Origin of the sequence: Streptomyces angustmyceticus, from assembly GCF_040701845.1 — a bacterium.
Classification (GTDB): Bacteria; Actinomycetota; Actinomycetes; order Streptomycetales; family Streptomycetaceae; genus Streptomyces; species Streptomyces angustmyceticus_A.
In genome coordinates, this window is the sequence record NZ_JBFBHQ010000019.1 from 36,679 (window position 1) to 49,442 (window position 12,764).

General features: G+C 74.1%; 14 protein-coding genes. 7 read left to right on the forward strand and 7 right to left on the reverse strand.

Going from position 1 to position 12,764, the window contains the following annotated elements; all coding sequences use genetic code 11:
- Positions 1 to 80: 80 nt before the first annotated feature.
- Complete coding sequence (locus tag AB0411_RS28260) at positions 81 to 521, reverse strand: gamma-glutamylcyclotransferase family protein (RefSeq protein WP_366420102.1); 441 nt, start codon at positions 519 to 521, stop codon at positions 81 to 83.
- A 130-nt stretch (positions 522 to 651) separates the two neighbouring features.
- Here AB0411_RS28260 and AB0411_RS28265 point away from each other — a divergent pair, with 130 nt between their 5' ends.
- Positions 652 to 1,365 (forward strand): SanA/YdcF family protein, encoded by a 714-nt coding sequence (locus AB0411_RS28265; protein WP_366420103.1) that lies wholly within the window; start codon positions 652 to 654, stop codon positions 1,363 to 1,365.
- Positions 1,366 to 1,392: 27 nt separating this feature from the next.
- Here the strand turns inward: AB0411_RS28265 and AB0411_RS28270 are convergent, their stop codons facing one another.
- Positions 1,393 to 2,406 (reverse strand): trypsin-like serine peptidase, encoded by a 1,014-nt coding sequence (locus AB0411_RS28270; RefSeq protein WP_366420104.1) that lies wholly within the window; start codon positions 2,404 to 2,406, stop codon positions 1,393 to 1,395.
- A 1-nt stretch (position 2,407) separates the two neighbouring features.
- Positions 2,408 to 2,704, reverse strand: a complete 297-nt coding sequence (gene cutA / locus AB0411_RS28275) for a divalent-cation tolerance protein CutA (protein WP_366420169.1) — start codon at positions 2,702 to 2,704, stop codon at positions 2,408 to 2,410.
- 350 nt (positions 2,705 to 3,054) lie between these two features.
- Here cutA and AB0411_RS28280 point away from each other — a divergent pair, with 350 nt between their 5' ends.
- Both AB0411_RS28280 and AB0411_RS28285 read left to right on the forward strand, forming a co-directional pair.
- On the forward strand, positions 3,055 to 3,420 hold the full coding sequence (locus tag AB0411_RS28280) for a cupin (RefSeq protein WP_366420105.1): 366 nt from the start codon (positions 3,055 to 3,057) through the stop codon (positions 3,418 to 3,420).
- Between the two features lie 59 nt (positions 3,421 to 3,479).
- Entirely contained in the window at positions 3,480 to 4,313 is an 834-nt protein-coding gene (locus AB0411_RS28285) for a class I SAM-dependent methyltransferase (RefSeq protein ID WP_366420106.1), read from the forward strand.
- 40 nt (positions 4,314 to 4,353) lie between these two features.
- Here AB0411_RS28285 and AB0411_RS28290 read toward each other — a convergent pair whose 3' ends face one another.
- A complete protein-coding gene (locus AB0411_RS28290; RefSeq protein WP_366420107.1) occupies positions 4,354 to 5,142 on the reverse strand; it encodes a sulfite exporter TauE/SafE family protein in 789 nt (262 codons plus the stop codon).
- Between the two features lie 43 nt (positions 5,143 to 5,185).
- Between AB0411_RS28290 and AB0411_RS28295 the strand changes: the two genes are divergently transcribed.
- Complete coding sequence (locus AB0411_RS28295) at positions 5,186 to 6,061, forward strand: aldo/keto reductase (protein WP_366420108.1); 876 nt, start codon at positions 5,186 to 5,188, stop codon at positions 6,059 to 6,061.
- Positions 6,062 to 6,106: 45 nt separating this feature from the next.
- On the opposite strand, the gene AB0411_RS28300 is transcribed toward AB0411_RS28295, so the two are convergent.
- Positions 6,107 to 6,322, reverse strand: a complete 216-nt coding sequence (locus AB0411_RS28300) for a hypothetical protein (protein WP_366420109.1) — start codon at positions 6,320 to 6,322, stop codon at positions 6,107 to 6,109.
- Between the two features lie 255 nt (positions 6,323 to 6,577).
- Positions 6,578 to 7,852 (reverse strand): ferredoxin reductase family protein, encoded by a 1,275-nt coding sequence (locus tag AB0411_RS28305; RefSeq protein ID WP_437043696.1) that lies wholly within the window; start codon positions 7,850 to 7,852, stop codon positions 6,578 to 6,580.
- A 901-nt stretch (positions 7,853 to 8,753) separates the two neighbouring features.
- Between AB0411_RS28305 and AB0411_RS28310 the strand changes: the two genes are divergently transcribed.
- The 3 genes from AB0411_RS28310 (at position 8,754) to AB0411_RS28320 (ending at position 11,487) form a co-directional block, all read left to right on the forward strand.
- Positions 8,754 to 10,775, forward strand: coding sequence for a beta strand repeat-containing protein (locus AB0411_RS28310; protein ID WP_366420111.1), 2,022 nt, complete (start codon positions 8,754 to 8,756; stop codon positions 10,773 to 10,775).
- Between the two features lie 226 nt (positions 10,776 to 11,001).
- Positions 11,002 to 11,160 (forward strand): DUF7196 family protein, encoded by a 159-nt coding sequence (locus tag AB0411_RS28315; RefSeq protein WP_164993062.1) that lies wholly within the window; start codon positions 11,002 to 11,004, stop codon positions 11,158 to 11,160.
- Between the two features lie 39 nt (positions 11,161 to 11,199).
- Positions 11,200 to 11,487: a hypothetical protein gene (locus AB0411_RS28320; protein ID WP_366420112.1), complete on the forward strand. Its 288-nt coding sequence runs from the start codon at positions 11,200 to 11,202 to the stop codon at positions 11,485 to 11,487.
- Positions 11,488 to 11,533: 46 nt separating this feature from the next.
- Here the strand turns inward: AB0411_RS28320 and AB0411_RS28325 are convergent, their stop codons facing one another.
- On the reverse strand, positions 11,534 to 12,604 hold the full coding sequence (locus AB0411_RS28325) for a zinc-binding dehydrogenase (protein ID WP_366420113.1): 1,071 nt from the start codon (positions 12,602 to 12,604) through the stop codon (positions 11,534 to 11,536).
- Positions 12,605 to 12,764: the final 160 nt, after the last annotated feature.

Below are 12,764 nucleotides of genomic sequence, written 5' to 3' on the forward strand. Positions count from 1 at the left end.
AGGCTATCGGGACCGGTGGCCGGTCCCGCGGCGGCGCCCTGGGCGGCCGCGCGCCGGGTCGTCCCGGCGGCGGGCGCCCGTCAGCCGGCCGCGGCCCGCGACGCCGGCCAGTCGCCGCCCTCGATGGGGGTGCCGGTGGCGCGCAGCCGGGCGGCGAGGCGGTCGGCGGCCAGGTAGACCCAGGCCCGTACGGTCCTGCCGTCCGCGCACACGGCCTCGGTGCACACCCGCTCGTAGACGTTGTGCGGGTCGCCGGGGGCGTAGTCCTCCAGCCGGTCCAGGGTCGCGCGGACCTCGTCGTAGTCGCTGTCGCGGGGCAGGACGAGGGCGCCGTGGACCACCGCCCCGGCGGGGCCCGCGGTCGCGTACGGGTATCCGGGCCCGTCGTAGAGCAACGCGCCGCCGATGTGCGCCGGTTCCTCGGCCGCGGTGCGGCCGCGCAGGGCCCAGGCGTGGTTGGCCTCGCCGGGGCGCAGCGTGCCGTAGACGAAGAACGGCAGCCGCTCGGGCTCGGTGGTCATGGCGTGCGTCCTCTCCGGGCGGGTGCTCCCTCTGCCACGATGCCAGGCCGCCGCCGCAACCATCACGGCGCGGTGGGCGTCGCAGCCTGCAGAGCGGTCACGACGGACGGGGCCGGGAACGGGGGCACGGATGCGAGGGCGGGGACCGGGAACGGGGACGGTGCGGCGCGTGTGGAGCGGGGTGCGGCGCATACGGCTGCCGCGGACCCGGCGCGGCAGGCGCCGCGCCTTTCAGACCGTCGTGGCCCTGACGGTGCTCGCGCTGGCGCCCGCGACCTGGATGAACGCGACCGCGGGCCCCCGGGTGCGCGACGTCGCGGGCGCCCCGGCCGCGCCGGTCGCCATCGTGTTCGGCGCGGGCCTGTGGAACGGCGCGCCCTCGCCGTACCTCGCCCACCGGCTGGACGCGGCCGCCGCGCTGTACGCGCGGGGCACGGTCCGCGCGGTCCTGGTCACCGGCGACAACAGCCGCCACGACTACGACGAGCCGGACGCGATGCGCGCCTATCTGCTGCGCCACGGCGTCCCGGGCCGCAGGATCGTCAGCGACTATGCGGGCTTCGACACCTGGGATTCCTGCAGCCGTGCGCACCGGGTCTTCGGCGTGGACCGGGCGGTGCTGGTCAGCCAGGGCTTCCACATCCGGCGCGCGCTGGCGCTGTGCACGGCGGCCGGGGTCGACTCCTACGGCGTCGGGGTGGCCGCGAAGCACGATGTGACCTGGGCCTACGGCGGTGTCCGGGAGATCTTCGCGGCCTCGAAGGCGGCGGCGGACGCGCTGCTGCGGCCCGATCCGCACTTCCTCGGGCCGCACGAGAAGGGGGTGGCGGAGGCCCTCCGCTAGCGGCCCCGCCACCCCTCACCGCACGCGCTACTCCTGGGACGCCCGGGCGTAGAGGTCGAGGACCTTCTCCCCGAAGTACGGGCTGTAGGAGATGCGGTCGCTGTCCGGGCCCTTGGGGCCGCCGCCGTTGAGGCCGCCGATCACGCCGATGACGCGGCCGGTCCCGCTCTCCTCGTCGAAGTCGCTCAGCCAGGGGCTGCCGGAGGTGCCGCCGTAGAACCCGCCGCACTCCATGCGCAGTTCACGGGTGCCGGACAGCCGGCTGGTGCGGGTGGCGCAGCGTACGGCCCGGTCCTGCGGGTCGTGACGGACGTTCGGGTAGCCGACGACGGTGACGTCATTGGCGTAACCGGGCGTCGGGGAGAGGGAGTTGCCGCCGGTGACCTCCTCGACGGGCCGGCCGTCCTCGCCGGGGGCGACGGTGGCGAAGGCGAAGTCGAGGTCCGCCCCGGCACCGGTGGTGCCGCGGCCGGGGTAGGCGAAGCTGTCCTCGATCGCCCACACCCCGTACGGCTGCTTGTCGGCGCCGGAACGATACTGCGGGACGAACGCGGCCCGGGTTCCGGGATTGCAGTGCCCGGCGGTCAGGATCAGGTTGCCGTGCGGGCTGTGCACCACGCTGGCGGTGCAGTGGTGCGCACGGGCGTCCCCGTCGACGGAGAACAGCACGCCCACGGACGGGATGCCGTCGAAGTGCCGTGCGGTGGCGGCGGGGGCGGCCTTGGCCCGGGGCGCGGCGGCGGCCCGGTCCGAGGAGCCGCGTTCGGGGTCGGCCGGTGCGGCGGCCGCCATCCGGTCGGGCGTCCAGTAGGCGGCGGCTTCCCGGCTGGTCCAGGTGGTGTCGGGGTGGGGGCCGGGGCTCGGCCGGTCGCGGTGCGCCGCCGCGCGCGGGGCGTCCGGGGCGGCGTGGCCCACGGAGGCCAGGCTCAGGCACACCGCCGCACCGGCCACCGCGGACCCGGCCGCGACCCAGCGCCGCCGGCCCGGCCGCTTCTGCGCGTGCCGCGTCGTCCTGCCGCGCCCGGTGGTGTTGCGTTCCACGTCAGCTCGTCTCCTTCGCGACCCAGGACAGGTAGCCGGCGCCCCCGTGGGTGACCGGCGTGGCGATGATCTCGGGGGTGTCGTAGTCGTGCGCCTCCAGGAGGTAGGCCTCCAGTGCCTCGTAGCGCGCCCGGGCCGTCTTGAAGAGCACCTGCCACTCCTGGCCGGTCTCTATCGCGTCGTCCCAGCGGTAGACCGAGGTCACCGGGGCGCTGATCTGTGCGCAGGCGGCGAGTCTCCGCTCGATCGCGCCACGCGCCAGGTCGGCGGCCTTGGCCTCGCTGTCGACGGTCGTCATGACGGTCAGGAACCGGGCGTCCGGGTGCCCGGTGGAGCCGGGCGGTGGGGTCGGGTCGGTCACAGGTGCATCCTTCGCGGTGGGGGTCGGGAGGGATCGGGACAGACGGGACAGGGGTCCGCGCCGGACGAGCAGGCACGCTCGCGGCGGCGGAACCGCTCCGCATCGTACGGACCGAGATGATCATCCCGTAAGGGACCGGCCCGCCCCGGCACCGGTATGCACCCGGACGCCGCCCCCTTCGCGGGCCGGCTCCCGGCCCGCCGGCGCGCTCCCCGGTTGCGTCCCCGGGCGCACCGGCAACGATGGAAAGGAAGCTCCGCCGCGTCCGCACGCGAAAGGCCGGCCTCATGGACGATCTCGATGCACTCGCCCGTCACCTGCTCGACGAAGCCAGGACCTCCGCGCACGGACGCAGCGCCCACCTCTTCCTGCACGACGGCCCGCTGCGGCAGGCCGTGATCGCCCTGACCGCGGGCACCGAGCTGGACGAGCACAACACTCCCCCGGCCGCGAGCCTGCACGTCCTGCACGGCCGGGTCCGGCTGACCGGGCAGGGCGGCGGCCCGGAGCTGAAGGCCGGTCAGGTCGCCATGCTCCCGCGCGAGCGGCACGGGCTGCTGGCCCTGGAGAACGCGGCGGTGGTGCTGACGGCCGTCACGGGAGTCCCGCTGAGCGAGCGCCGCACGGCGGCCGCGGCGGCGACGCCGGGGTAGACCGCGGCCGGGGATTTCCGAGTCTTCACATTTTTCTGAAAGTTATGTATCGTCATGGCATGACGAGCCCGAGTGCCACCCCGCCCTCGCCACGGGTGCGGCTGACCGAGGAGAAGGAGACCCTTCTCGCCACGCTCTACGGCCGCGCGCTCGACAGCCGCGCGAAGCGTCCGATCCTCGGCGACACCCTGGCCGCCGACACCGTGCGGCGGCTCGACTACGACTTCCGGAAGATGCGGCTGAGCCCCGGCAACGCGGCCGCAGTCGCCCTGCGCGCCCGGCAGTTGGACCTCTGGACGGCACGCTTCCTCGCCCGGCACGAGGAGGCGACGGTGGTGCACCTGGGCTGCGGCCTCGACAGCCGCGTCCACCGCCTCGACCCCGGCCCCGGGGTGCGGTGGTACGACGTCGACTACCCCGAGGTCATCGCGCTGCGGCGGGAGCTCTGCCCGGAGCGCGCCGGGTGCACCACCGTCCCGTCCTCCGTGACCGACCCGGCGTGGACCGCGCGGATCCCCTCCGACCGGCCGGCGATGATCGTGGCCGAGGGTCTGCTGATGTACCTCACCGAGCAGGACGGCACGGCCCTGCTGCGGCGGCTGATCGCCCACGTACCGGGCGGTGAGCTGGCCTTCGACGCCTTCAGCCGGTTCGCGATCCGCGCCCAGCGGCTCAACCGCGTCGTCGTGAAGGCCGGCGCGCGGCTGCACTGGGGCACGGACGCCGCGGGCATCGCGCGGCTGAGCCCGAAGCTGGAGATCGTCGAGAACCTCAGCGCCCTGGCGGTCCCCGGGATCGAGGAGCTGCCGGCGGCCTACCGGCTGGCGGCCCGGGCGTCGCTGAAGGTGCCCGCGGTGCGGGACATGGCGCGGATGTACCACTGCCGGTTCTGAGCCCGGCGGCCGGCGAAGGGGCCGCGCCCGCACCCCGGCTTCAGGCCGCCGGCCACTGGTCGTAGGCCAGCTTGCACAGCAGGGCCACGACCACGACCACGAGCACGCCCCGGACGAAGCCGGCGCCGCGCTTGAGGGCCATCCTGGCGCCCACCAGGCCGCCGACCAGGTTGAACAGCGCCAGCAGGGCGCCGAGTTGCCACAGCACGGTGCCCTGGAGCGCGAACATCGTGAGCGCGCCGACATTGGTGCAGACGTTGACGACCTTGGCGGTGGCCGACGAGGAGACCAGGTCCATGTGCAGGATCGCGGTGAGCGCGACGACGAGGAACGCCCCGGTCCCGGGCCCGATCAGACCGTCGTAGAAGCCGATGCCCAGCCCCGCGACGAGGACGGCCGTCACCACCCGCCGGCGGGAGACCGGCCCCGACGGCGCGGGCGCGGTCCCGAAGGCCGGGCGGAACAGCAGGAAGGCGAGCACCCCCAGCAGGACGCCCATGATCAGCGGGCGGAGCACCTCGCTGTTGATCCCGGCCGCGAAGAACGCCCCGGCCAGCGAGCCGCCCATCGCGGCGAGCCCGATCCGCAGCGCGTTGCGCACGTCGATCGGGGCCTTGCGGACGTACGTGACCGCGGCCGCGGTGGTGCCCACGATGGCGGTGGACTTGTTGGTTCCCAGGACGTACGCGACCGGGGTGTGCGGCAGGCCGACGAGCAGGGCGGGGAGCAGCAGCAGCCCGCCGCCGCCCACGACGGCGTCGATCCAGCCCGCCGCGAGGGCGGCCAGGCACAGCAGGGTCACGGTGAACAGCGATATGTCAGGAGGCACCGGGTGATCCTATGAACCGCGCCCCGCTCTACGCTCGGCATTGATGGATGCCGCAACCGAGGGGGCGAAGGCCGTGGGAACCGTCGTTCCGATCGGTGGGGAACCGGCCGCTGGACGGCTGGGGTTCGGGACCGGCGGGCTCGTCGGCCCCGGCTACTGGGGACCGCGGCACGACGATCCCGCACGCTCCGTCGCCCTGCTGCGCCGGGCCGTCGACCGCGGGGTCACGCTGATCGACACCGCCGACAACTACGGCCCGGACGTGGCCGAGGAGCTGGTGGCGCGCGCCCTGCACCCGTATCCGGCGGGGTTGGTGATCGCGACCAAGGGCGGGGTGGTCCGCACCGGCCCGGACCTGTGGCACATCGCCGGACGCCCCGAAGACCTGCGCGCCATGTGCGAGGCGAGCCTGCGGCGGCTGCGCACCGACACCCTCGACCTCTACCAGCTGCACCGGCTCGACCCGCAGGTGCCGATGGCCGACCAGCTGGGCGCGCTGCGGGAACTCCAGGAGGCCGGAAAGATCCGGCACATCGGCCTGGACTCCGTCACCGCGGACGAACTGGCCCGCGCCCAGGACATCGCCCCGATCGCCTCGGTGCAGAACCGCTACAACCTGCTGGACCGCGCCGCGGAGGACGTCCTGGAGCTGTGCGAGAAGCGGGGCACGGCGTTCCTGCCGTGGTTCCCGCTGGGCAACGGCGCGCTCGCCGAGGCCGCGGGCACGGCACTCGCCGCGGTCGCCGCCCGGCACGGCGCGACCCCCGGCCAGATCGCACTGGCCTGGCTGCTGCACCGCTCCCCCGTCCTGCTCCCCACCCCCGGTACGAGCTCACCGGCCCACCTCGACGAGAACCTGGCGGCGGCCGGCATCGCCCTCACGGAGGGGGACATGGCCCAGCTGGACGCCCTGGGCTAGCCACGCGGCGAGGACGCGGGGGCAGGAGGCGGGCACCGAGGGTCCTCACCGCTCCGCCCGGACCAGCTCCACGGCGCCGCTGCGGTCCGGGAGGCTGTACCCGGCCGGTGCCCGGTCGGGGGCGGGCGGAGCGGCCGGGGTGACCGTCCGGGACACCAGGGTGGCGGTGAGCGCGCTCGCCCCCAGCAAGCAGGCGGCGAGCCGACGGCGGGCCCGGAGGGTGACGGCCGGGACGGTGTGCGGTTTGCGGTGTCGTGCCATGGGGGCGTCTTCCTCACGGGTGGGGCGATCGGGGACCGCATGAGCGGGGCGGGCGGGGACTGCGGGGCGAGCGCGGTGTGGCGCAACGGGCGGGGTCGCGGAGCGGGCCGGGTGACGGAGCGGGCGGAGTGGGCCGGGTGACGGGCCGGTCGGCGTGGCACCAGGGCCGGGTGGTGCAAGGCCGGGCCGGCGGCGGTCCGGGGCAGGACGGCGAGGTGCCCGACGGCTCCCGGAAGGCGGGCTGCCCCACCGCCCTCAGAACATGAACTGCTCGGAGTGGATGCGCCCGGCCGGCACCCCGGCCCGTTCCAGGGCGGCGGCCGCGGCCCTGGACATGCCGGGCGGGCCGCACAGATAGACATCGTGTTCCACCAGGTCCGGGACGAGGCCGCGCAGCGCCCGGGGCGCCAGCGGGTCGAAGGGCCCGTCGGACGGGCCGAGGAGGTAGTGCAGCGCCGCGCCCCTCGCCGCGGCGATCCTCTCCAGCTCCTCGCGCAGCACCAACTGGTCGGCGTTGCCCGCCCGGTAGAGGAGCGTGAGGTCACCCGGACCGCCCGGCAGGGTCTCGAAGAGCGCGCGCAGCGGGGTGATCCCGACGCCGCCGGCGAGCAGCAGCACCTTGCGCCGGGTCCGCCGGTGCGCGGTCAGCGCGCCGAACGGACCGGTGGCCAGCACCCGTACGCCCGGCCGCAGCCGGCGAATCCGGCGGGTGTGGTCGCCGCACGCCTTCACGGTGATCCGGAGCGTGTCGTCACGCACCGGCGCGGAGAGCGAGAAGGGCAGGGCCGTCCGCCACAGCCGCCGGTGCAGGAACCGCCAGCGGAAGAACTGCCCCGGCTCGGCCCGCAGCGCGTCCAGACCCACGCCCCGCATGACGACCGAGACCACCTCCGGCCCCTCGGTGCGCACCTCGGTGACCCGCAGACTGTGCCGCAGCGCCTGGCGCACCGGTACGACCAGGCGGTACCAGACCAGCAGGGTGCCGACCGTGGTGTGCAGCAGGGTCCACAGCCAGACGGCGACCGGGCCGCCGGCCAGATCCGGGCCGGACAGCTGGTGGGCGAAGACGAGAGCGGCGCTCACGTAGGTCAGCAGATGTACGGCGCGCCACGTTTCATGGCGCAGCCGCCTGCGGGCCGTACGGGCCGAGGTGACGCCGACGGCGGCCAGCAAGACGGTGCCGACGGCGGCCGCGGCCAGGCCCGGATAGCCCATCAGGCCGACGGCGGCGCGGAGGACATCGGTGCCGGTGTGGGCGGCGTAGCCGCACAGCGCGAAGACGGTGTGGGCGAGGCACAGGGTCAGGACATGGCGGCCGCCGAGCGCGTGCCGGCGGGCCAGCCGGTCGGCGCCGACGCCGTGCTCGACGGCCGGGACCCGGGCCATCAGCAGCAGCATCACCAGGATTCCGTAGCCCGCGAGCAGTCCGCTGAGGTGGGCCAGGGTGGCGAACAGCGCGTCGAGCCGCATCGAGGGCTCGGCCTGCACCAGCCACAGGCCGACGACCAGCACCGCACCGCCGGCCAGCACCCGCCGCAGCGCCGTAGGTGTCAGGCGCAGCGGCGGCGCGGGCACCGGCGGCCTGCGCGGCGCGCGGACGGGCCGGGGCGGCAGGTGCCGGGGGTCGAGTCGCGAGTACAGCGGATGGGTGGGCGGTGGGTCGGCGGGGCCCGGAGTCGGGGCACCAGGACCGGGCGCGCCGCCCGGTGCGTACCCGTCGCTGAGGTCGGCCTGGATCGTCACGGCGTCGAAAATACGGCTGCCCGGACACCGGAAAGAGCAGGTCAAGCCCTCTCCGCGGATCCTTAAGGCGGCCTTGAGGATCGGCTGACCGAGGGTTAAGAACCGCGGCGTCCGGAGCCCGTTCCATGGTGGGCGCGGACCCCATCCGAACACCCGGCACACGCTGCGGGTCCGCTCAGTCCCCGCCGCCCCGCGCGGCCGGGCCGGCGCCGCGGCTCTCCGTGCCCCTGTGCACCTCCACGAGCGTCTCGGTCAACTCGACGGCCAGCAGGTGCGGTTCCCCGGAGGTCCACCGCCGTCCTTCCAGCGCCCGCCGCGCCGCCTCGATCCGCTCGACGGCCAGGCCGGGTTGCGCCGCCTCGGCCCCCGTGGCCTGCGGGGGCCGTCGTCATGCCGGCATACGGCCGGGAGGTCGGTACCGCGCGCGCCGATGCGCGCTGCGCCAATCGGGCTAACACGATCCCTGACTGTGGTGTGGCATCGGCCCGGTCGCTTCAATCGGTGCTACCGACGGTGGGGTGCCCATCCCCTGTCGGGGGACCGTGGACGACTGCCGGCGTGAGGCGGCTTCGTCGTGTTCTTCAGGGCACCCCCGACAGGTGTGCACGCTCGGACGGGGGTTCCCTGCCCTCCGGCGTGCAGCAGCTCCCCACCTCCTTCATGGAGCCTTCGAAAGGGGCTGTCCAACATGGCACTCGCTCTCACTCTCACCCCGGCAACCGTCGCGGTGGGCCAGACCTTCACAGCTGCCGTCACCGGTGCCGCACCGGCAGAAGTGATCACCTTCACCTACGATGCCGTGGCCCCGCAGTCGGCGACCGCCGACGCCCTCGGCAATGCGAGCGTCACCTTCACCGCGACCACGTCGGGCACGGTAGTTGCTGCCGGTGCCACCAGTGGCGCCGCCACGGCGTCCCTGACCGTCACGGCTGCGGCGGACTGTGTGGTCACCCTGACGTCCACTCCCGCCAACCCGACCGCGGGTCAGCCGGTGACCCTCACCGCCACGGTCACCTGCGACGGCACCCCCGTCGAGGGCGCGACCGTGGTCTTCGCCACGACCAGCGGTTCCCTGGGCGTCGGCGTCACGACCGCCCTGGGGCAGGCCACCCTCACCACCAGCCTGCTGCCGCTCGGGGTCAACGTCGTCACGGCCACCGTGATCGCCGCCACCACCACCTGCACCTGCATCGGCATCAGCGCATCGGCCAACATCACCGTCACCGCGGCGTCGAACTGCGTCGTGACCCTGACCTCCACGCCGGCCAACCCGGCCGCCGGCCAGCCGGTGACCCTCACCGCCACCGTCACCTGTAACGGAGCGCCCGTCACCGGCGCGACCGTACTTTTCGCCACCACCAGCGGATCCCTGGGCGTCGGCGTCACGACCGCCCTGGGGCAGGCCACCCTCACCACCAGCCTGCTGCCGGTCGGGGCCAACGTCGTCACGGCCACCGTGATCGCCGCCACCACCACCTGCACCTGCATCGGCATCGCCGCCACGGCGACCGTGAACGTCACCGCGCCGCAGAACTGCGTCGTCACGCTGACCTCCACCCCCGCCAACCCGACCGCGGGCCAGCCGGTGACCCTCACCGCCACCGTCACCTGCGGCGGCGCACCCGTCACCGGCGCGACCGTGCTCTTCGCGACCACCAGCGGACCCCTGGGGGTCGGCATCACCACGGCCACGGGCCAAGCCACCCTCACCACCAGCCTGCTGCCCGCCGGGGCCAACGTCGTCACGGCCACCGTGATCGCGGGCACCAGCACCTGCACCTGCATCGGTGTGGCCGCGACGGCGACCGTGAACGTCACCGCCGCGCAGAGCTGCGCCATCACCCTGACGTCCAGCCCGGCCGGCCCGACCGTGGGCCAGCCGGTCACCCTCACGGCCAACGTCACCTGCGGCGGCGCACCCGTCGTCGGCGCGACCGTGCTGTTCAGCACCACCGGCGGCCCGCTCGGCATCGGGGTCACCAACGCGTCCGGCCAGGCCGTCGTCACCACCAGCCTGCTGCCCGCCGGCAGCACCACCGTCACCGCGACCGTGCTCACCGCCACCGGCACCACCTGCACCTGCGTCGGCGTCGCCGCGACGACGACCGTGACGGTCGGAGCGGCTCCGAACTGCGCCGTCACCGTGACCTCCACGCCGGCCAGCCCGAGCCCCGGCCAGCCGGTGACCGTCACCGCCACCGTCACCTGCGGCGGCGCACCCGTCGTCGGCGCGACCGTGCTGTTCAGCACCACCGGCGGCCCGCTCGGCATCGGCCTGACCAACGCGTCCGGCCAGGCCAGCGTCACCACCAGCACGCTGCCCGTCGGCAGCACCGTCGTCACCGCGACCGTGCTCACCGCCACCGGCACCACCTGCACCTGCGTCGGGGCCTCCGGGACCGGGACCGTGACCGTGGGTGCGGCGACGGGGCTCACGGCGCACCCGGCCTGCTACCGGTTCAGCTTCCCCCCGGTGCCCTGGGCCTTCGCCACCGCCACGTTCACCGCGAGTGGCGCGACCCCCGGCGCGACGGTCACCTTCCACCTGGACGGCCCCGCCGGCCCCGTGGTGTGCACCGCCGTCGCCAACGCGAGCGGGAACGCCAGCTGCACGGCCACCCTCAACGTCGGGCAGGTGCTGTTCTCCAGCTACACCGCGACCAGCGGAGGCGCCTCCTCGTCCAGCACCCTGTCCGCCTGCCTCACCTGACACCCGGTCCCGGCTCGCGCACCGCGGCCGGACCCGTACGCGGCTCACCGAACCGGCGTGACCGGCAGGGGAGTTGATGAACGACCCGGTAAAACGGCCGTCCCCCGTAGTGCAAGTACGGGGGACGGCCGCTGGCCCCCAAGGGTAGGCCCCGGGGCACGGCGGTACGCCGGCCGGCCGACGGGGTGTCGACCCGCATCGCAAGACGTCACAGAAGGAGCGGAACATGGGCTGCAATTGCGGCGGCGGTGCCCGCCCGACCGTCATCATCTACCAGCTGAACCTGCCCGACGGCACCGTGCGCCAGTACTACACCTGGCAGGAGGCCGACGCGGCCAACCAACGCGCGGGCGGCATCGGCACCATCCTCGTCCTCAATCAGTGACGACCGGCCGGGTCCCTGCACGGTGACGGGGTGGATCTCATGAGCCTTGCGGTGTTTCTCCTTTCCCTCGGCGCGACATGCCGCATCACCAGATTCCTGACGAAGGACACCCTCGCGGCGGGATTCCGCTCCTGGGTGGCCGGCCGCTTCGGCGACGATTCCAAACCCGCCTACCTGGTCGGCTGCAGCTGGTGTTCGAGCATCTGGGTGGCGGCCGTCATGGCCCCGCTCGCCCACTGGACCGGAGGAACGGCCGGCTTCCGGATCGCCGCGACGGCGTTGTCCCTCTCCTACCTCACCGGGCTGGCTTCCCGGTGGCTCGATTGAGCCGGGCACGGAGCGGGACGGGAGCGCCCGCCCCTGTCCCTCACGCCTACGCGCCCTCCGCACCGAAGTGGATCAGCGGCTTGATGATTCCGTCCTCTTTCGAGGCCATCAGGGCGAAGGCCCGCTCGATCTCGCCGAAGCCGAATTCGTGCGTGGTCATCGGTGTGGGGTCGACTTTCCCGGTCTCCAGCAACCGGAAGATCCGCCGGAGCCACCCCCGGCCGCCGCGGTTGAAGCCGGCGTAGACCTGCTTGTCGGACATGCCGTAGCCGAACGGCTCCAGGGGGATCCGCAGCGGCTCGTGCACCTCGCCGTGGTATCCGACATTGGAGATGCGGCCTCCCGGTTTGGTGACCCGGAAGGCCGCCTCCCAGGTCTGCGGCGTGCCGAGCGCCTCGATGGCGGCGTCGACGCCCTGGCCGTCCGTCAGCTCCATGATCCGCTCGACCGGATCGCACTGCGTGTAGTCGACGATCAGATCGGCGCCGAAGCGGCGGGCGAGGTCCTGACGGGCGGGCACGGACTCGACGGCGATGATCAGACCCGCGCCGCGCAGCCGGCAGCCGATCGTCGCCGAGAGCCCCACCGCGCCCTGGGCGAAGATCGCGACGGTCTCGCCGAGGGCGAGCTCCGCGTGTTCGGCGGCGACGAAGCCGGTGGAGAGCATGTCGGTGGCGTACAGCGCCTGGTGGTCGGAGAGCGACGCGGGGATCGGGGCCAGGTTGGCCTCGGCGTTGTTGACCAGGAAGTACTCGGCGAGGTTCCCGTCCCGCCGGGTGGTGAACCTGGCGCCGCCCAGCATCCGCCCCTGGCACTGCGAGGAGAACCCGCGCTGGCAGGAATCGCACTGGAAGCAGGGCGTGATCCCGCCCACCGCGACGCGCTCGCCCTCCGCCGGCCCTTCGACGGCCGAGCCGAGCGCATGGACCACACCGACCGCCTCGTGCCCCAACGTCACATCCGGCGCGACCGGGATCGCGCCCCGCATGGTGTGCACATCGGTGGTGCACACCATGGCCGCGGTCGTACGCACCACCACATCGGTGGGGCCGGGTTCAGGGACCGGCTTGTCGATGACGGCGACCTCGCCGACCCTCCGGAGAACGAAAGCCCTCATGCCCTCGCTCTTCCCGCGACGGCGGTCAGGCCCCTGTCACGGCGGCATCTTCCGCCCGTTCGGCCGACCGGCACGCCCACCCCCGCCGAGCGGGAGGTGCCGGGAGGGCGCGCCGTACGTGTTGGTCTCCGATGAGGGGCGCAAGGCCGAGTCGTTCGCC